Source organism: Streptomyces sp. NPDC051776, assembly GCF_040681345.1.
GTDB lineage: Bacteria > Actinomycetota > Actinomycetes > Streptomycetales > Streptomycetaceae > Streptomyces.
This window is the reverse complement of the sequence record NZ_JBFAYQ010000047.1, coordinates 1-17,642: the sequence shown is the minus strand read 5'-3', so window position 1 is coordinate 17,642 and position 17,642 is coordinate 1. Positions and strand designations below refer to the sequence as shown.

Genomic DNA, 17,642 nt, shown 5'->3' with positions numbered 1-17,642 from the left:
GCAGGCGACCGCTCACCGCCGCGTACGGACGCGCCGGCGCCGCAAGAGAGCACCGGCCCTCGTCCCCCGTCCCCGTATCCCGCCCAGCGGCACCGCTCGGCGAGCACGTCCGGCACCAATCGGGGTCTTGCGCCCGCTCAGCAGCAGTCCGGCTCCAGTCCCGACGGCAGCCGCTCGGCACCGAACACCGCCGTGGTCGCCTCGTCCCCACCGAGCGCGGCCACCGCGAGGAGCAGCGAACCCGCCGTCCACGTGGTGAGCTCCTCCGGCCACACGGCATCGTCCTCGAAGACGTACCCGGTCCAGTACATGCCGTTCTCGGCGCGCAGGTGCTGGATCCAGCGGAGAACGTCCACAGCACGGTCCGACTCGCCCATCGCCCAGAGCGCGAGGGCGAGTTCGGCGCTTTCACCGCCGGTCACCCAGGGCCGGTCGGAGACACAGCGCACACCGAGACCGGGGACGACGAATCGGTCCCAGTCCGCCTCGATGCGCTCTTTGGCCGGTACTCCGGTGACGGCCCCGCCGAGCACCGGGTAGTACCAGTCCATCGAGTAGCGGTCCTTGTCGAGGAACCGCTCGGGGTGGCGCCGTATCGCATGGCCGAGCCAGCCGGCTGCCAGCTCCCAGTCGGGCTGGGGCTCCTCGCGGTGCTCGGCGACGGCCAGGGCACAGCGCAGCGCCTGGTGGATCGAGGAGCAGCCGGTGAGCAGCGCGTCGGTGACGGGCGTTCCGTCGTCCTCGCGCTTCCAGCCGATCTGCCCGCCGGGTTGTTGCAGTTCGAGCACGAACTCCAGGGCCGCGCGGACCGTGGGCCACATGCTGTCGAGGAAGGCGTCGTCCCCGGTGGAGAGATAGTGGTGCCAGACGCCGACGGCGATGTAGGCGACGAAGTTGGTCTCCCGGCCGCGGTCGGTGGGCCGGTCCGCGGCCCCGTCGGCGTACGCGGCATACCAGGAGCCGTCCCGGTTCTGGTGTCGGGCCAGCCACCGGTACGCGGCCTCGGCGCGCCCGTGCTCCCCGGCCGCGTCCAGGGCCATCGCCGCTTCGACGTGGTCCCACGGGTCGAGGTGGTGCCCGCGGAACCACGGTATGGCGCCGTCCTCGCGCTGCCCCGCGCGGATGCCCTGGACCGTCTGCGCCGCCTCCTGCGCGGTGAGCACTCCGGGCAGGACCAGCCGCTCCGTGCGCCCCGGTGACGTCACTGGGCGGCCGCCGCGGCCTCGGTGAACTCCTCGCCGAGCGAGGGGGCGTGGGGCTTGGTCGCATAGGCCACGAAGCTCTTGCCGATCAGCGGGTTCAGCGCGCTTTCGGCGACCCGGGTGGCGAGGGGCTTCTTCATGATGTCCCAGACCAGGAGCCGGTGGTACGCCTTCACCGGCAGTGCCTGGTCGTTGTCCACGCCGAAGGCGCACTTGAGCCACCAGTACGGCGAGTGCAGGGCGTGGGCGTGGTGCGTGCCGTACGGGCGCAGTCCCGCCTCGCGCATCTTCCGCAGCAGTTCGTCGGCGCGGTAGATGCGGATGTGGCCGCCCTCGACCTCGTGGTAGGCGTCGGAGAGCGCCCAGCAGATCTTCTCCGGACCGTAGCGCGGCACGGTCACCGCGATTCGCCCGCCCGGCTTGAGGACGCGCACCATCTCGGCGAGCACGCCCTTGTCGTCGGGTATGTGCTCCATGACCTCGGAGATGATCACGACGTCGAAACTGTCGTCGGGGAAGGGCAGGGCGAGCGCGTCGCCCTCCATGGCGGTGGCGACCGCACCGGCGGGTGCCTCACCGGCCTCCTCCATGGCCGCGAACCACTTCGCGACCTCGCGGATCTCCTCGGCGTTGCGGTCGAGCGCGACGACCCGCGCTCCGCGCCGGTAGCACTCGAAGGCGTGACGGCCGGCGCCGCACCCCAGATCCAGCACTCGGTCGCCCGCGGCGAGCGGGAAGCGGGTGAAGTCTACGGTCAGCAATGCCTTCTGCTTTCTCTGGCGGCTGCGGGGAGGTGGCGTGCGGTGGCTACGGAACGGGGGCGCGGGCGGATCGGGTCGCGATGGCTTCGCGGTAGCGCTCGGCCGTGCCGATGGCGGCCTGCCGCCAGGTGAAGCGGGCCAGGACGCGCTCCCGGCCCGCTGCTCCGAGCCTGCGCCGCAGCGGCTCGTCGTTCAGCAGCCGGCCCAGTGCGGCGGCCAGCGCTCCGGCGTCGCCCGGCGGTACGGCCAGACAGCTCTCGCCGTCGCGGCCCGCGACTTCGGGGATGGCGCCGCCGGTGGTGGCGACCAGCGGGGTGCCGGTCGCCATGGCCTCGACCGCGGGCAGCGAGAATCCTTCGTAGAGCGAGGGGACGCAGGAGATCTCGGCGCCGCGCACCAGGTCGACCAGTTCCGCGTCGCTGATGCCCTTGACGAACTCGACCGCGCCCGCGAGGCCGTAGCGCTCGATCGCGGCGGCAACGGGTCCGTCGTCGGCCCGCTTGCCGACCACGACGAGGTGGGCGTCCGGGTTCTCCGTGCGCACCTTGGCCAGCGCCTCGATGAGATGGATCAGGCCCTTCAGCGGTACATCGGCGGAGGAGGTGGTGACGATGCGGCCGGGTATCCGGGGCACGACCGGATCCGGCGAGAACAGATCGGTGTCGGCGCCGATGTGGACCACGTGGATACGGTCCTGGCGCACTCCCAGATGCTCGACGATCTCCTGGCGGGAGGAGCCGGAGACGGTCAGCACCGACGGCAGGCGGCGGGCCACGCGCCTCTGCATGCGCGTGAAGCCGTACCAGCGGCGGACGGAGAAGCGGCGCTTCCAGCCGCGCGCCGCGTCGAGGTCCAACTGCCGGTCGACGGTGATCGGATGGTGGATGGTGGTGACCAGGGGGAATCCGAGCCGTTCCAGTCCCAGCAGCCCGTAGCCGAGCGTCTGGTTGTCGTGGACGACGTCGAACCTGCCGCGGCGGGCGGCCAGATGGCGGCGGGCCCGGAGGCTGAAGGTCAGGGGTTCGGGGAAACCGCCGGTCCACATGGTGGCCACCTCGAGCGCGTCGATCCAGTCGCGGTATTCGCCGGGCTTCGGTGTGCGGAACGGGTCCGCCTGGCGGTAGAGGTCGAGACTGGGCAGCTCGGTGAGAGCGACGCCGGTGTCCAGGACCGGGTACGGCTGGGCGCCGATGACCTCCACCGAGTGGCCGAGGCGGGCGAGTTCCCGTGAGAGGTGGCGGACGTAGACGCCCTGACCCCCGCAGAACGGGTTCCCTTTGTAGGTCAGCAGCGCGATGCGCAGGGGGCGGTCGGCCGGACCCGGCTCCAGCCCGGCCGGGGGGCGAGGCGCGGTTTCCCGTACGGCCTCAGCGGTCACTCTCGGCCCCCTTCTCAGCTCCAGTTCCGCCGGAGCGTAACCGCTCGCGTTAATGTAGAACAAGTTTCAGACTTGATCGCGCAAGGAGCTTCGAATCTACCCGCAGGTAGCCGTCCCGGAAGGTCCGGAGCAGGTGATTCGCGCCACGGCGCACCCCCTGCCATGCTGTCCGCCCGGAGCCCGCCCGCCGCAATCGACGACGAACCATACGGAAGTCACGGAATGGGACAAATGACCACGGAACCCAAGCCGTCCTCCCCGCCCCTGACAGAACGCCAGGAGGCGCGCCGCCGTCGGATCCTGCACGCCAGTGCGCAGCTCGCCAGCCGGGGCGGCTTCGACGCCGTGCAGATGCGCGAGGTCGCTGAGCTCTCCAGCGTCGCCCTCGGGACGCTCTACCGCTACTTCCCCTCCAAGGTGCACCTGCTGGTGGCCACCATGCAGGACCAGCTCGGGCATCTGCACGAGACGCTGCGCAAGCGACCGCCGACGCAGGAGGAGCCCTCGGCGCGGGTGGCGCAGACGCTGATGCGCGCCTTCCGCGCGATGCAGCGCGAACCGCACCTCGCGGATGCCATGGTCCGCGCTCTGACGTTCGCCGACCGCTCGGTGAGCCCGGAGGTGGACACGGTCTCCCGGCTCACCACCGCGATCATCCTGGACGCGATGGGGCTGGAGGGCCAGCCGACGCCCGAACAGCTCTCCGCGGTCCGGGTCATCGAGCACACCTGGCACTCGGCACTCATCACCTGGCTCTCCGGGCGGGCCTCCATCGCTCAGGTCAAGATCGACATCGAGACGGTCTGCCGGTTGATCGACGTCACCGCACCGCGGTAGCGGGACTTCGTTAGCCGGACCGCGGTAGCCGGACCTCGTTAGCCGGACCGCGGTAGCCGGGCGAGCCCGGTAGCGGGCCCGCGGTAGCGGGACTTCGTTAGCCGGACCGCGGTAGCCGGGCGAGCCCGGTAGCGGGGCCGGGGCAGCGGGAGCTCGTTAGCCGGACCGCGGTAGCCGGGCGAGCGCGGTAGCGGGGCCGGGGTGGATGCACACTCGACGCGGGCCGCAGGCGACGGACGTATGCGCCGCCACCGGCCGCCACCACGCGGCTCCGTACGGTACGGGTCAGGTCCGCGCGCAGCCTGCGTCCGCACCGTACGGGGTCAGGGGTCGCGGGCGCTCTCGCCGTACCGCGTCAGGGCCGGACGTCACCCTTCGTCGGGCGGGAAGACCGGCTCGCCCGAGTCCGCGAGCCGGATCGCGATCGCCTCGACCGGACACCCCTCGGCCGCCGCGAGCAGCGCTTCGGACGCGTCCGTGTCCGCCTCCGCCGGATGCGACTGGCGTGCCGAGTCGAGCCGGAAGCCGCCGGGCGCGCTGCTCACGCAGAGCCCGGAGCCGATGCAGACGGAGCGGTCCACCTCGACGCGCCAGCGGTCCCCCATCAGCCCGCCCCTCCGTGCCCGGCGGGCAGATGGATCATCTTGTGCTCCAGGTACTCGGCGAAGCCCTCCGGCCCGAACTCCCGCCCCAGACCGGAGTTCTTGTAGCCGCCGAAGGGGCCCAGCATGTCGAGGCTGAAGGTGTTGACGGAGTACGTGCCGGTGCGTACCTGCCGGGCGATGTCGATGCCGTGCTCCACGTCCGAGGTCCAGACGCTCCCTGACAGGCCGTAGTCGGAGTCGCCCGCGATCCGTACGGCCTCCGCCTCGTCCTCGTACGGCAGCAGGCAGATGACGGGGCCGAAGATCTCCTCACGGGCGATCCGCATGGAGTTGGAGACGCCGCCGAAGAGCGTCGGCTCGACGTACCAGCCGCGCTCCAGCCCCGCCGGACGGCTGCCGCCCGTCAGCACCTTGGCGCCTTCCTCCTGCCCGAGCCGGATGTAGTCGAGCGACCGCTTCTGCTGACGCTGCGCCACGAGCGGCCCGACCTGGGTCGCGGCGTCGAGCGGGTCCCCGACGGTCAGCGCCCCGGCCGCCGTCGCGAACCGCTCGGCGATCTCGTCGTAGTGGCTGCGCGGCGCGAGGATACGGGTCTGGGCGACGCACGCCTGTCCGTTGTTCATCCAGGCGTTGGGGACGATCCCCGCGACCGCGGCCTCCAGATCGGCGTCCGGCAGGATCACCGCGGCGGATTTCCCGCCGAGTTCGAGGGTCACCCGGGTCAGATTGCGGGAGGCGACCTCCATCACCCGCTTACCTGCCGCGACCGACCCGGTGAAGGACACCTTGTCGACCCCGGGGTGGCCGACCAGGTACTCGCTGACCTCGCGGCCGGCCGGAAGGATGCTCAACACGCCCTTGGGCAGGCCCGCTTCGGCCACGATGTCGGCGAGCAGATAGGCGTCGAGCGGTGTCTCGGGCGACGGCTTGAGGATCACCGAGCAGCCGGCGAGCAAGGCGGGCGCGAGCTTGGCGGCGGCCACGAACTGCGGCACGTTCCAGGGCACGACGGCGGCGACGACACCGACGGGCTCGCGGCGTACGAGGATCGGCCCGAGCACACCCTGCCGCGGCTCCTCGAAGGTGACGCCCCTGGCCACGGCGATGGCCGTGTCCCACACCATCATCGCGCCGAGCGCCTGGGCCAGGACGCTCCAGGAGTACGGCGAGCCGTTCTGCGCGCTGATGACCCGGGCGATCTCCTCGTGCCGTACGGCGATGGCGTCCTTGATCCGCGTGACGACCTCGATCCGCTCCTCCAGGCTCGCCCGCGGCCAGGGCCCGTGGTCGAACGCCTCCCGGGCGGTCTCGACGGCCCGGTTCACATCGGCGGCGGAGGCATGCGGTACGCGCCCGATGACCTGCTCGGTGTGCGGTGAGACCACCTCGATGGTGTCCGTGCCCAGCGGGTCGACCAACTCCCCGCCGATGTGGAGCTGTCCGTGCTCGATGAGGTCGGTCATCGCCCATGCCTCCCGCGGATCGGGCCTCTCTGACACCGTTTCAGAACTGATACCAGTTCCAGTTCCAGGAGTCCACGGAGGGGACCGAAACGCCCCGAGCAGGGATTTCGCGCCCAGGCCTGCATTTCCGCCGACCGACCGATGGAGACGGCCGGTTGGCATTCGCCTGGTGCGGCCGCCCAACACGCCCCGGAAGCGGCAGGTCCGGCGTACGGAAGTCACCGGGCGGGCCGTTGCCGGAAGCAGCCGGGGAGCAGCAGCGAGCCCTGCGGAAGTGGCGCAAGCGGCTCTCCCGACTTGCACGTGCACGCCGGTGAAGCACCACCGGGCGTCCTCCGGGGTCTCGGGTGGCGGGCCGGTGTCCCGGCGGTGGAGCTTGCGGTCCCTCCCGGCCGGACGCTGCGACCGGGAGGGACTCAAGGGTTCCTCCAGAGGCCCATTGCGGCAGCAGATTGGAACCGGTTCTAGTTATAGTGATCCCCGCACGTGCGGGCCCGCGTCGTGCGATGTGCGAGAGGGGACTTCATGACGCAGGGGACACCCGTAGTCACGGATCACGGCGGCGGCGTCCGGAGCATCGCGGTTCCCATTCCGGACAATCCCCTGGGCCACACCCTCGTCCATCTCCTCGACACCGACCGCGGCCCCGTCCTCGTCGACACCGGCTGGGACGACCCGGAAGCCTGGGACACGCTCGTCGCGGGCCTGGCCGCGTGCGGTACGGCGGTCGAGGAGTTGCACGGCGTGCTCATCACGCACCACCACCCCGACCACCACGGTCTGTCCGGGAAGGTGCGCGAGGCGTCCGGTGCGTGGATCGCCATGCACGCCGCGGACATCGAGGTCGTACGGCGCACCCGCGCCGCCGAACCGGCCGCCTGGCTCGACTACCTGACCGCCCGGCTCGCCGCCGCCGGCGCCCCCGAGGAGCACCTTGCGCCACTGCGGAAGGCGCGCGCCTCCGGGAAGGCGCGCGCGCTGCCAAGCAACCGCGCCGCCCTGCCCGACCGGGACATCGTCCCGGGCGAGTTGCTCGATCTGCCGGGCCGTCGGCTGCGAGCGATCTGGACACCCGGACACACCCCGGGGCATGTGTGCCTGCACCTGGAGGAGGCCCATCCGGCGGCCGGGCGGGTGGGCAACGGCCGTCTGTTCTCCGGCGATCACCTGCTCCCCGAGATCACCCCGCACATCGGCCTGTACGAGGACCCGGACGCCGATTCCGGCGCCAGTCCTCTCGCCGGCGCCGACCGGGACGACCCCCTGGGCGACTACCTCGACTCCCTGATGCGTATCGACCGCCTCGCCCCGGCCGAGGTGCTGCCCGCCCACCAGCACGCGTTCACCGACGCGCCCGCCCGCGTACGGGAGTTGCTGACGCACCACGAGAGCCGACTGACCGACCTCCTCGCGCTGCTCACCGAACGTCCCCTCACGCTCTGGGAACTCACCGAGCGGATGGAGTGGAACCGCCCCTGGGAGCAGATCCCCTTCGGCTCCCGGAACATCGCCGTCTCCGAGGCCGCGGCCCATCTCCGGCGCCTCGTGAAGCAGGGCCGTGCCGAGCCCGTACCCGGCAGCGACCCGATGACCTATCAGGCGGTTTGACGCCGGATGGCGGGAGTCTGCCCATCACCGGCCCGCGCGCCCCCGCGGGCGTACGAGCGATACGGGTGGATACGGGCGGAACAGTCCCCGGACCTCGGACGACCTCCCTCGAAGGGCTTGCGGAAGGCCGGTAGAGTATGCGCGTCGATATCGCATCCCACAGGGGAAAGCTGGTGCAAATCCGGCACTGACCCGCAACCGTGAGCCGCCTCCGACGGCGGCGAGTCGGAACGCCCTGCCGGATGTGAACGGCTCACGTCACCGTACGTGGCGCGCCCCGCGGCCACGGCCGGTGACCGGCACTGTCGAGGAATACGGAGCCGGAGCCCGGTGCCCCGCCGCGTGCGAGATCCCGCACGCCCCGCGGTGCGCAGCGGATCCGCTGCCCGCACCCGCCCACCGAAAGGCACCGTCCGTGAAGATACGCCGCAGCCGGGATGCCCGGCCGTCGAGAGCCCGCCGCAGCACCGCGCGCCGGGGCGCGACAGGTGCCGCCGTCCACCGGGGCGCCGCCGCGCTGGCCGCCTCCGCCGCGCTCTGCCTGGCCGCGGCACCGGCAGCGCGCGCCGACGACCCGTCGGCGAAGCCTTCGCCGACGGCGAAGCTGCCGTCCGGTCTGTACGGCACCAAGGACCCGGCGTACGACGGTGTATGGCGGCAGTCCGTCGCCCTCCTCGCGCAGGACACGGCGGGTGTCACCCCGGCACGGAAGGCCGTCGACTGGCTGGCCGGACAGCAGTGCCCCTCCGGGGGTTTCGCCCCGTACCGGGCGGACGCGGCCGCGAAGTGCGACGCGAAGACACCGGTCGACAGCAACGCCACCGCCATCGCCGCCCAGGCCCTGGCCGCGCTCGGCGGCCACGGCGCCGAGGTCGGCAAGGCCGTGGACTGGCTGAAGTCGAAGCAGAACGAGGACGGTGGCTGGGCTTACGCCCCCGGCGGCCCGAGCGACGCCAACTCCACGTCCGTGGTGATCGGCGCTTTCGCCGCCGCGGGTGAGAAGCCCGAGGACGTCAGGTCCCCGAAGGGCAAGTCGGCGTACGACGCGCTGATGTCGTTCCAGCTCGGCTGTGACGCCAAGGGCGTCGAAAGCGGCGCATTCGCCTACCAGCCCGACAAGAAGGGCCGGTTGGCCGCCAACGCCGATGCCACGGCCGCCGCCGCCCTGGCCGGACTCGGCAAGGGCCTGGCACTTGAACCGCTCGGCAAGGACGACAACGAGGACGTCACCGCGCTGGACTGCGCCGAGACGGACTCCAAGGACGCGCGGGAGCCGGACGAGGCGGCCGGCGGCGCGGCCGCGTACCTGGCGTCCGCCCTCAAGAAGAATGGCCATCTGTCCGCGCTCGCCCCGGGCGCAGAGACGCCCGCGCCCGACTTCGCCAACACGACGGACGCCGCCCTGGCGCTGGCCGCCGGCGGCCACAAGGACGCGGCCGAGGTCCCGCTGCGGTGGCTGGAGCGGAACTCCTCGGCCTGGGCCAAGGGCAACCCGGCCGCGCTCGGCTCGCTCGTCCTCGCCGCGCACGCGGCGGGCGCCGACCCGCACGACTTCGGCGGGACCGACCTCGTCCGGCAGCTCAACGCCACCGGGCCGAAGCCGGAGGGCACCCAGCCGGCGAAGGGCGCGCCCGGTGGGCAGTCAGGCGACTCCGGCGACGGCGGCGTCAGCGACAGCGTCTGGTGGATCACCGGCGTCGGTCTGGTCGCCGGCGTCGGCATCGGTTTCCTCATGAGCGGCCGCAAGAAGACGTGACCGGGAGGACCAGGCAACGGGCACGGCCGCCGCGGGGCGCACGACGCACGGCGGCCTGCCCGGACATCGCAGCCACCGCCGCCACCGCAGCCACCGCCGTCATCGCTACGACGGCCCTTCTCGCGCTCGGGGCCGGGACCGCACACGCCGGGAACGGCTACCGCTACTGGTCGTTCTGGGAGCGGGACGGCGCACGGTGGACGTACGCCACCCAGGGCCCGGCCACGCTGCGGCCCGACGACGGTGACGTCCTGGGCTTCCGCTTCTCCGTGAGCGAGAACTCCGGGGACGGCGCGAAGCCGCGCGGCCGGGCCGAGTTCACAGCGATCTGCTCGGACACGCCCGCCAAGTCCGGTTCAAAACGCGTCGCCTTCGTCCTCGACTTCGGTAAGGCGACCGACGCACCCGGTGGTGAGACCCAGCCGCAGGGCCGCACTGAGTGCGCCCGGGTCGCCGAGGACGCCTCGTCCGCGGAGGCGCTCGCCGCAGTGGCGAAGCCGTTGCGCTACGACTCCGCGGCCATCCTCTGCGCGATATCGGGCTACCCGGAGAAGGGGTGCGCCGAGCAGGTCTCCGGGGACGGATCCGGCACGCGGCAGGACGGCAGGGCGCAGCAGGACGGCGACGCGAAGTCGGACGAGGCGCAGGGGCGGAGCGAACGCTCCCGCCACCGGCCCGATGCCGGCGGGCCGTCCATCGGTCCGATCGCCGGAGCCGCGGCCGTCGCCGTCCTGGGCGCCGCGGCGTTGTGGCAGGCGCGCCGCCGCCGATGAACGCCCGGCACCTCCCCGTACGCCCGCAGCGCCCGCGCGTGCCCGCGCGCCCCCGGCCTGCCGTGGCCTCGCGCGGCAACACACTGCACGCCGGGGCCTGGTGGCTCTGGGCCCTCGGACTCGCGACCGCCGCGTCACGGACCACCAATCCGCTGCTCCTCGGCCTGCTCCTCGTCGTCGCCGGGTACGTGGTGTCCGTCCGCCGCACCGACGCACCCTGGGCGCGCAGCTACTCGGCGTTCCTCAGGCTCGGCGTGCTCGTGATCGCGATCCGCCTGGTCTTCTCCCTGTTCCTCGGCTCGCCGGTGCCCGGAACGATCACGCTCATCACCCTTCCCGAAGTCCCGCTCCCCGGCTGGGCGCAGGGTGTGCGGATCGGTGGCCGGGTCACCGCCGAGGGCGTGGTCTTCGCGCTGTACGACGGCCTCAAGCTCGCCGCCCTGCTCGCCTGCCTCGGTGCGGCGAACGCCCTCGCCAACCCGGCCCGGCTCCTCAAGTCCCTTCCCGGCGCGCTGTACGAAGCGGGCGTGGCCGTCGTCGTCGCCATGACCTTCGCGCCGAACCTCGTCTCCGACGTGCTGCGGCTACGTGCCGCCCGCCGTCTCCGCGGCCGTACCGACAAGGGACTCACCTCGCTGCTGCAGATCGGACTGCCGGTGCTGGAGGGTGCGTTGGAGCGGTCGGTCGCCCTGGCCGCCACGATGGACGCCCGGGGCTACGGCCGTACGGCCCAGGTCCCGCCCGCCGTCCGGCACACCACCACCGTGCTCACGCTCGGCGGCCTGCTCGGGGTGTGCGCCGGGACCTACGGTCTGCTGGCCGCGCAGGGAGCGGGTTTCGGCCTGCCCGTGCTGCTGGCCGGAGTGGCCGCGGCGCTGGCCGGGCTGCGCCTCGGCGGCCGCCGCGCGGTCCGCACCCGCTACCGGCCGGACCGCTGGGACCTGCGCGCGTGGCTGGTGTCCGGGTCGGGAGCTGCGGTTGCGGCCGTGCTGATCCGGTACGGCTCCGTGGACCTCGCCGCCCTCCACCCCTCCGTCGTCCCGCTCACCGCGCCTCTCCTCCCGCTGCGGCCGGCGGCGGGCGTGCTGCTGGGACTGCTGCCGGCGTTCGTCGCCCCGGCTCCGCCGCGGCGGGTCCGGGCACGCTACGGGGAGCGGGATCGCGCGGCCGGCCGGCCGCCGGGCACGACGCCACTGCGGAGCGGCAGAGCACCCCACGGCAGCACAACACCCCACGGCGGCACATCACCCCGAAGCACAGCATCCGGCGACGGCGGAGAACCGCAAGCCCGTATCGCAGCCCAGGGCCGTACCGCAGCCCAGGGCCGTACCGCAGAAGGCGAGTCCACATGATCCGGTTCGAGCAGGTGTCCGTCGTCCACGACGGCGCGCCCGACCCTGCGATCCACGGCGTCGACCTCACCGTCCCCGAGGGCGAACTGTGCCTGCTCGTCGGACCGTCCGGAGTCGGCAAGTCGACACTACTGAGCACCGTCAACGGCCTCGTACCGCACTTCACCGGCGGTACGCTGCACGGCCGCGTCACCGTGGCCGGCCGGGACACCCGTACGCACAAGCCGCGCGAACTGGCCGACGTCGTGGGCATGGTGGGGCAGGACCCGCTCGCGCACTTCGTCACCGACACCGTCGAGGACGAACTCGCCTACGGCATGGAGTCCCTGGGCATGCCCCCCGATGTGATGCGCCGCCGTGTCGAGGAGACGCTCGACCTGCTGGGCCTGGCCGACCTGCGCGAGAGGCCCATCGCCTCGCTCTCCGGCGGCCAGCAGCAGCGGGTCGCGATCGGCTCGGTCCTCACCCCGCACCCGCGGGTCCTCGTCCTCGACGAACCGACGTCCGCGCTCGACCCGGGCGCGGCCGAGGAAGTCCTCGCCGTGCTCCAGCGGCTCGTGCACGATCTCGGCACGACCGTGCTGATGGCCGAGCATCGGCTGGAGCGCGTCGTTCAGTACGCGGACCAGGTGGTGCTGCTGTCCGCTCCCGGCGAGCCGCCGGTCTCCGGCGACCCGGCCGAGATCATGGCCGTCTCCCCCGTCCATCCTCCGGTGGTGTCCCTCGGCCGTCTGGCGGGCTGGTCGCCTCTGCCGCTGTCGGTCCGCGACGCACGGCGCAAGGCGGTGGCGCTGCGCGAACGGCTGGCCGGGCAGATGCCGCCCGCCGCCTCGTTGAGCGGGAGCAGACCCACCCGCGCACACACCGGCGAGGGTCGTACGGACCGGGGCCGACCCGCTGTCGACGCCTCCGGACTGTCCGTACGCCGGGGCAGAATTGAGGCGTTGCGCCGCGCCGACCTGACGGTGCGGCGCGGTGAGACGGTGGCGCTCATGGGCCGCAACGGCGCGGGCAAGTCGACACTTCTGGGCACGCTGACGGGTCTGCACGCCCCGGCGGCCGGTTCGGTACGCGTCGGCGGCCTGTCGCCGCACCGGAGCAGCCCGCGGGATCTCATCAGCCGTGTCGCCCTGGTACCGCAGGAGCCGCGGGACCTCCTCTACGCGGACACGGTCGCGGCCGAGTGCGCCGCGGCCGATGAGGACGCGAAGGCCGAACGCGGCACCTGCCGCGCGCTCGTCGCCGAACTGCTTCCCGACGTACCGGACTCGACGCACCCGCGCGATCTGTCCGAGGGCCAGCGCCTCGCCCTGGCCCTGGCGATCGTGCTCACCGCCCGCCCGCCGCTGATCCTCCTGGACGAACCCACGCGCGGGCTGGACTACGCGACGAAGGCGCGGCTGGTGGAGATCCTGCGCGGGTTGGCGGCGGAGGGCCATGCCATCGTCCTGGCGACGCACGACGTGGAGCTTGCTGCCGAACTCGCCCATCGCGTGGTGATCCTGGCCGACGGAGACGTGGTCGCCGACGGGCCGACGGCCGACGTCGTGCTCTCCTCCCCCGCATTCGCCCCGCAGGTGACGAAGATCCTCAGCCCGCAGCGCTGGCTGACGGTCGGCGAGGTACGCGCGGCCCTGGAGGCCGCACCATGAGTCCTCCGGCACTCAACTCCTCTCGTGGCGGCCGCCATACCGGCATCCGGGCGGGCCGTCCCGTCGTCCTCGGCCCCCGCGCCGCCCTCGCGCTCTGCATCGTCTCGGGCGTCGGGGTCGCCTCGTTCGGATGGCCGTTGCTGGCCGACAGCTCATCCGGGCTCGCCCATGCCCAGGACGCGCCCTGGCTGTTCGCGGCACTGCTCCCACTGCTCGTCGCCGTCGTCGTCGCGACGATCGGCGACACCGCGAACGGCGGGGGTCTCGACTCCAAGGCCGTCGCCATGCTGGGCGTACTGGCCGCGGCCGGGGCGGCGTTGCGTCCCCTGGGGGCAGGAACCGCGGGACTGGAGCCGATGTTCTTCCTCATGGTGCTCAGCGGGCGAGTCCTGGGACCCGGCTTCGGGTTCGCGCTGGGCGCGGTGACCATGTTCGCCTCGGCCCTGCTGACCGGCGGAGTCGGGCCGTGGATGCCGTTCCAGATGCTTGCGATGGGCTGGGTGGCGATGGGCGCCGGACTGCTCCCCGGCGCCGGGGGCGCACGACCCGCGGGCGCCGGAGCGCGGTGGCTGCGCGGTCGCGGCGAGCTCGTCCTGCTCGCCGCGTACGGGGCCGCCGCCTCCTTCCTCTACGGCACTGCGATGAACCTCCAGGGCTGGCCGTACATCAGCGGTATGTCGTCGGGCATTTCGTTCGTCCCCGGCGATCCGGTGCACGAGAACCTCGTCCGTTTCGCCGCCTACTGCGCCGCCACCTCGCTCGGCTGGGATCTGGGACGGGCCGTGCTGACGGCGGTCGCCACGCTCACCCTGGGCTCCGCTGTGCTGGGGGCTCTGCGCCGGGCGACGCGGCGCGCCGCGTTCGACGTGCCGGTGGTCTTCACCGAACCGGCTCCGCCCGCAATGCCCGAGGCGCCCCGCCAGGACTGACGGCGTGATCGACCGCGCTACCACTTCCCTTCCGCGGTTCCGATGACCAGGATCGGCTGTCCAAGTTCTTGTCCTTTCCCGACCATGGCGTGTCGTCAGCGAATACTCGCGGGCTTCCATCGCCGCCCTATCTTTGCCAGCGAATGGGGGAGAGCGAACGTTGCGTTCATGGCTCACCGCTACCCGGCCGGGGAGCGAATTCGTGTGACAGACGGGCCCCCGACGCACGGTCGGCTGCGCTGCCGTGGACGGAGCGGATGACCACATTCCCGCCCACGGCCCGTCCCCCGGTCCGCCGCCGAGACCACGGCACCCTCGGTGTGCTCATCGAGCAGAGCAGGCAGCGCTTCTGCCGCGTCTTCTTCCGACCTCGCACAAGGGATCGCAAGTGGCGCTTCTACGAGGGCCTTTGCGCACTGTGCACGATCTGGATCAGGTTGCCGCACGTGTCGTCCAGAACGGCGGTGGTGTCCGGGCCCATCTCCAGCGGCTCCTGCGTGAAGTGCACTCCGAGCCCGCGCATCCGGTCGAACTCCGCGTGTACGTCCTCCACGGCGAAGGAGGCGGCCGGGATGCCGTCCTCGACCAGCGCCGCCTTGTACGGCTTCACCGCGGGATGGCCGTCGGGCTCCAACAGCAGTTCGGTCCCGTCGGGATCCTCCGGCGAGACGACGGTCAGCCACCTGTCCTCGCCCACCGGTACGTCGGTCTTCTTCAAGAAGCCCAGCATCTCCGTGTAGAAACGCAGGGCCTTGGCCTGGTCGTCGACGAAGACGCTGGACAGGTGGATCTTCATGGGGTGCTCTCCGGTGCATCGGGCCTGAGCCACCGGGTCACGATGTGCTCAAGGGGTTCGGTGTCGAGATCGTGGAATTTGAGGTTCCTGCCTCCCCCGCCAGTAGGCAAGACCGTGCCGGGTGGTGAGGGTGTGGGGGTGGTCATCGCCCAGCACCCGCACCCGGTCGGCGAGAAGCTCCGCGAACGCCGCCGCGGCCCCGGCCGCATCCCCCGCCTTCCCCCGCCAGTAGGCGAATTGCCCCGGACGGCGAGGGTGAGACGCGGCAGCAACTACGAGATCCGGCTACTGACCGCCGAAGCCGAGCACAGCACAGCACAGCACAGCACATGAACCAACTGGGCCAGGTATCAACGACAACGATGCAGATTCGCCCCGGCTCTCTCCATGACGTATTCATCGCTCTGACCGGACGCGAGCAGGAAGAGGAAGACTGATGCCCAACCTCGCCTCCTTTCGCCAGCTTTCCCTGACCAGTGCGCGCGAACTCGCCCGCGACCCGGTGAACATCGGTATGTCGATCGTCTTCCCGCTCGGCTTCATCCTGCTGTTCACCTTCCTACCCGACGTCGCTCCCGCACCGGGCGCTGCTCCGGTCGACAGTCTCGTCTTCGGGCTTCCGGCGGTGCTCCTGCTGGCCATGACTTCGCTCGCCACGACCGGGACGGCGGTACCGCTGACAGTGCTGCGGCAGCGCGGGGTACTGCGCGCCGTCGGCCTCACACCAGTGACACGACTGGCCTTCGTCACCGCGCTGGTACCCGCACGCGCCGTAGTCGTGGGCGCCGAGCTGGTGCTGGTCGGAGCAATGGCATCTGCAGGCGGCGCACTGAACACAAGCCATCCCGTCCTGCTGCTGTGGACGTTGCTGCTGTGGACGTTGCTGCTGTGGACGTTGCTGCTGTGGACGTTGCTGCTGTGCTGCCTCACACTCACCGCACTGGGCTACTTCCTGGGCGGTCTGTTCGCCTCGCCGGAGCTGGTGACTCCGGTGCTCGGCCTCGCCGTTCCCGTCGTGCTCATACTCAGCGGCGTCCTGCTACCGGTAACACTGTTCCCCTCCCCCATCGCAGAGGCGGCCGAGTTCCTTCCGTTCACCTACATGGGAGACCTGCTGAGGCACACGCTCACCGGGCTGCCTGCGCAGTATTCCACCCTCTACAGCAGCGGGCTGCTGCTTTTGACCAGTGCGGTCCTGACCGGCTTGACAGCGATCACTTTCCGGTGGCAGGAACGCGAGCGTTGACCACTCCACGGAGCCCGCTGTGTCAACCACCCGGCGGCGGTCACGGGCGCCGACTTCAAGGCCGCGCAGCTCCAGGCCGCCGCACGGTTCGGCATGACCATGAGCTTGACCGGGTCTGCACTCGGCGCCGAGCACCGAGCGGTGGTTCGCCGAGCTGACGAACAAGCAGATACGGCGAGGCGTCCACTAGAGAGCCCAAGCACTGGAGGAAGACATCCGCAGCTGGATCGCCGCATGGAACACCGATCCCCAAGCCCTGCGTCCGGACGAAGACCGCGGACGAGAAGACCGCGGACGAGCGCATGTCGAACGGCTCGCCGGCCATCCGAACGGAGTTCCCGTCTCGGAAGCCTAGCCCAGCCGCTGAATGATCGTCCCCGTCGCCAGCGCGCCGCCCGCACACATGGTGACGAGCGCGAACTCCTTGTCCGCCCGCTCGAGTTCGTGCAGCGCCGTGGTGATGAGCCGGGCGCCCGTCGCGCCCACGGGGTGGCCGAGTGCGATGGCCCCGCCGTTCACATTGACCTTCTCCAGGTCCTGGTCGAAGACCTGCGCCCACGACAGCACGACCGACGCGAACGCCTCGTTGATCTCGACGAGATCGATGTCCGCGAGCGTCATCCCCGCCTTGCCGAGCACGGCCCTCGTCGCGTCGATGGGCCCGTCGAGGTGGAAGTGCGGGTCGGCTCCGACGAGCGCCTGAGCCACGATACGGGCCCGCGGCTTGAGCTTCAGAGCCCTCGCCATCCGCTTGGACGCCCACATCACGGCCGCGGCCCCGTCCGAGATCTGCGAGGAATTGCCCGCCGTGTGCACGGCTGTCGGCATGATCGGCTTCAGCCGGGCCAGCGCCTCCATGCTGGTGTCGCGCAGCCCCTCGTCCTGGTGGACCAGGCGCCACATGCCCTGCCCCGCCGCCTGCTCCGCCTCGGTCGTGGGCACCTGCACCGCATACGTCTCACGTTTGAAACGTTCCTCGGCCCAGGCCTGCGCGGCCCGTTCCTGGGAGAGCAGCCCGAGGGAGTCGACGCGTTCGCGGGACAGGCCGCGGTGGCGCGCGATCCGCTCGGCCGCCTCGAACTGGTTGGGCAGGTCGACGTTCCACTCATCCGGGAACGGCTTCCCCGGCCCGTGCTTGGAGCCGCTGCCGAGCGGCACCCGCGTCATCGCCTCCACACCGCAGCCGATGCCGATGTCGATGACACCGGCCGCGATCATGTTGGCCACCATGTGGTTGGCCTGCTGCGAGGAGCCGCACTGGCAGTCGACCGTCGTCGCGGGCGT

At 71.7% G+C, this 17,642-nt stretch carries 15 protein-coding genes, 2 pseudogenes and 1 riboswitch; of the genes and pseudogenes, 10 read left to right on the top strand and 7 right to left on the bottom strand.

Annotation, left to right across the window (positions count from 1 at the left end):
* Positions 1 to 137: 137 nt before the first annotated feature.
* The 3 genes and pseudogenes from AB0M26_RS26735 to AB0M26_RS26725 form a co-directional block, all read right to left on the bottom strand.
* Positions 138 to 1,205, bottom strand: a complete 1,068-nt coding sequence (locus AB0M26_RS26735) for a prenyltransferase (RefSeq protein ID WP_365264766.1) — start codon at positions 1,203 to 1,205, stop codon at positions 138 to 140.
* Positions 1,202 to 1,966 (bottom strand): annotated as a pseudogene (locus tag AB0M26_RS26730) (methyltransferase domain-containing protein); the annotation flags it as partial. The pseudogene AB0M26_RS26730 and the gene AB0M26_RS26735, both read right to left, overlap by 4 nt.
* A gap of 43 nt (positions 1,967 to 2,009) precedes the next feature.
* Positions 2,010 to 3,293 (bottom strand): glycosyltransferase family 4 protein, encoded by a 1,284-nt coding sequence (locus AB0M26_RS26725; RefSeq protein WP_365264821.1) that lies wholly within the window; start codon positions 3,291 to 3,293, stop codon positions 2,010 to 2,012.
* 279 nt (positions 3,294 to 3,572) lie between these two features.
* Between AB0M26_RS26725 and AB0M26_RS26720 the strand changes: the two genes are divergently transcribed.
* A complete protein-coding gene (locus tag AB0M26_RS26720) occupies positions 3,573 to 4,178 on the top strand; it encodes a TetR family transcriptional regulator (RefSeq protein WP_365264764.1) in 606 nt (201 codons plus the stop codon).
* Positions 4,179 to 4,546: 368 nt separating this feature from the next.
* On the opposite strand, the gene AB0M26_RS26715 is transcribed toward AB0M26_RS26720, so the two are convergent.
* Positions 4,547 to 4,783 (bottom strand): ferredoxin, encoded by a 237-nt coding sequence (locus AB0M26_RS26715; protein ID WP_365264762.1) that lies wholly within the window; start codon positions 4,781 to 4,783, stop codon positions 4,547 to 4,549.
* A complete protein-coding gene (locus AB0M26_RS26710; protein WP_365264760.1) occupies positions 4,783 to 6,246 on the bottom strand; it encodes an aldehyde dehydrogenase in 1,464 nt (487 codons plus the stop codon). Before AB0M26_RS26710 ends, AB0M26_RS26715 begins: the two co-directional genes overlap by 1 nt.
* Before the next feature lie 525 nt (positions 6,247 to 6,771).
* Between AB0M26_RS26710 and AB0M26_RS26705 the strand changes: the two genes are divergently transcribed.
* The 6 genes from AB0M26_RS26705 (at position 6,772) to AB0M26_RS26680 (ending at position 14,316) form a co-directional block, all read left to right on the top strand.
* A complete protein-coding gene (locus AB0M26_RS26705) occupies positions 6,772 to 7,854 on the top strand; it encodes an MBL fold metallo-hydrolase (RefSeq protein WP_365264758.1) in 1,083 nt (360 codons plus the stop codon).
* Between the two features lie 111 nt (positions 7,855 to 7,965).
* Positions 7,966 to 8,112: riboswitch (cobalamin riboswitch) on the top strand.
* 259 nt (positions 8,113 to 8,371) lie between these two features.
* Positions 8,372 to 9,610: a prenyltransferase/squalene oxidase repeat-containing protein gene (locus AB0M26_RS26700; protein ID WP_365264819.1), complete on the top strand. Its 1,239-nt coding sequence runs from the start codon at positions 8,372 to 8,374 to the stop codon at positions 9,608 to 9,610.
* A 101-nt stretch (positions 9,611 to 9,711) separates the two neighbouring features.
* Positions 9,712 to 10,383, top strand: coding sequence for an SCO2322 family protein (locus AB0M26_RS26695; protein ID WP_365264817.1), 672 nt, complete (start codon positions 9,712 to 9,714; stop codon positions 10,381 to 10,383).
* Entirely contained in the window at positions 10,380 to 11,735 is a 1,356-nt protein-coding gene (locus AB0M26_RS26690; protein WP_365264756.1) for a CbiQ family ECF transporter T component, read from the top strand. Before AB0M26_RS26695 ends, AB0M26_RS26690 begins: the two co-directional genes overlap by 4 nt.
* The gene (locus AB0M26_RS26685; protein ID WP_365264754.1) at positions 11,732 to 13,387 is read left to right on the top strand and encodes an ATP-binding cassette domain-containing protein; all 1,656 of its coding nucleotides are present in this window, start codon (positions 11,732 to 11,734) and stop codon (positions 13,385 to 13,387) included. Before AB0M26_RS26690 ends, AB0M26_RS26685 begins: the two co-directional genes overlap by 4 nt.
* Entirely contained in the window at positions 13,384 to 14,316 is a 933-nt protein-coding gene (locus tag AB0M26_RS26680) for an ECF transporter S component (RefSeq protein WP_365264752.1), read from the top strand. The genes AB0M26_RS26685 and AB0M26_RS26680 overlap by 4 nt, the downstream gene beginning before the upstream one ends.
* A 397-nt stretch (positions 14,317 to 14,713) precedes the next feature.
* Here AB0M26_RS26680 and AB0M26_RS26675 read toward each other — a convergent pair whose 3' ends face one another.
* Complete coding sequence (locus tag AB0M26_RS26675; RefSeq protein WP_365264750.1) at positions 14,714 to 15,112, bottom strand: VOC family protein; 399 nt, start codon at positions 15,110 to 15,112, stop codon at positions 14,714 to 14,716.
* 132 nt (positions 15,113 to 15,244) lie between these two features.
* On the opposite strand from AB0M26_RS26675, the gene AB0M26_RS26670 reads away from it, so the two are divergent.
* The 3 genes and pseudogenes from AB0M26_RS26670 to AB0M26_RS26660 all read left to right on the top strand — a co-directional run.
* Positions 15,245 to 15,445 (top strand): hypothetical protein, encoded by a 201-nt coding sequence (locus AB0M26_RS26670; protein ID WP_365264825.1) that lies wholly within the window; start codon positions 15,245 to 15,247, stop codon positions 15,443 to 15,445.
* Between the two features lie 103 nt (positions 15,446 to 15,548).
* Positions 15,549 to 16,358 (top strand): ABC transporter permease, encoded by an 810-nt coding sequence (locus AB0M26_RS26665; RefSeq protein WP_365264748.1) that lies wholly within the window; start codon positions 15,549 to 15,551, stop codon positions 16,356 to 16,358.
* Between the two features lie 136 nt (positions 16,359 to 16,494).
* A pseudogene (locus tag AB0M26_RS26660) lies at positions 16,495 to 16,713 on the top strand (IS630 family transposase); the annotation flags it as partial.
* On the opposite strand, the gene AB0M26_RS26655 reads toward AB0M26_RS26660, so the two are convergent.
* The coding region (locus tag AB0M26_RS26655) for a steroid 3-ketoacyl-CoA thiolase (RefSeq protein ID WP_365264746.1) at positions 16,710 to 17,642 on the bottom strand (933 nt) is incomplete at its 5' end. The pseudogene AB0M26_RS26660 and the gene AB0M26_RS26655 sit on opposite strands and share 4 nt — an antisense overlap.

Bases quoted from the DNA above. Each gene is read 5' to 3' on its own strand.
- AB0M26_RS26690 (WP_365264756.1), top strand. From the start codon at position 10,380: ATGAACGCCCGGCACCTCCCCGTACGCCCGCAGCGCCCGCGCGTGCCC.
- AB0M26_RS26720 (WP_365264764.1), top strand. From the start codon at position 3,573: ATGACCACGGAACCCAAGCCGTCCTCCCCGCCCCTGACAGAACGCCAG.
- AB0M26_RS26665 (WP_365264748.1), top strand. From the start codon at position 15,549: ATGCCCAACCTCGCCTCCTTTCGCCAGCTTTCCCTGACCAGTGCGCGC.
- AB0M26_RS26705 (WP_365264758.1), top strand. From the start codon at position 6,772: ATGACGCAGGGGACACCCGTAGTCACGGATCACGGCGGCGGCGTCCGG.
- AB0M26_RS26710 (WP_365264760.1), bottom strand. From the start codon at position 6,246: ATGACCGACCTCATCGAGCACGGACAGCTCCACATCGGCGGGGAGTTG.
- AB0M26_RS26680 (WP_365264752.1), top strand. From the start codon at position 13,384: ATGAGTCCTCCGGCACTCAACTCCTCTCGTGGCGGCCGCCATACCGGC.
- AB0M26_RS26715 (WP_365264762.1), bottom strand. From the start codon at position 4,783: ATGGGGGACCGCTGGCGCGTCGAGGTGGACCGCTCCGTCTGCATCGGC.
- AB0M26_RS26675 (WP_365264750.1), bottom strand. From the start codon at position 15,112: ATGAAGATCCACCTGTCCAGCGTCTTCGTCGACGACCAGGCCAAGGCC.
- AB0M26_RS26685 (WP_365264754.1), top strand. From the start codon at position 11,732: ATGATCCGGTTCGAGCAGGTGTCCGTCGTCCACGACGGCGCGCCCGAC.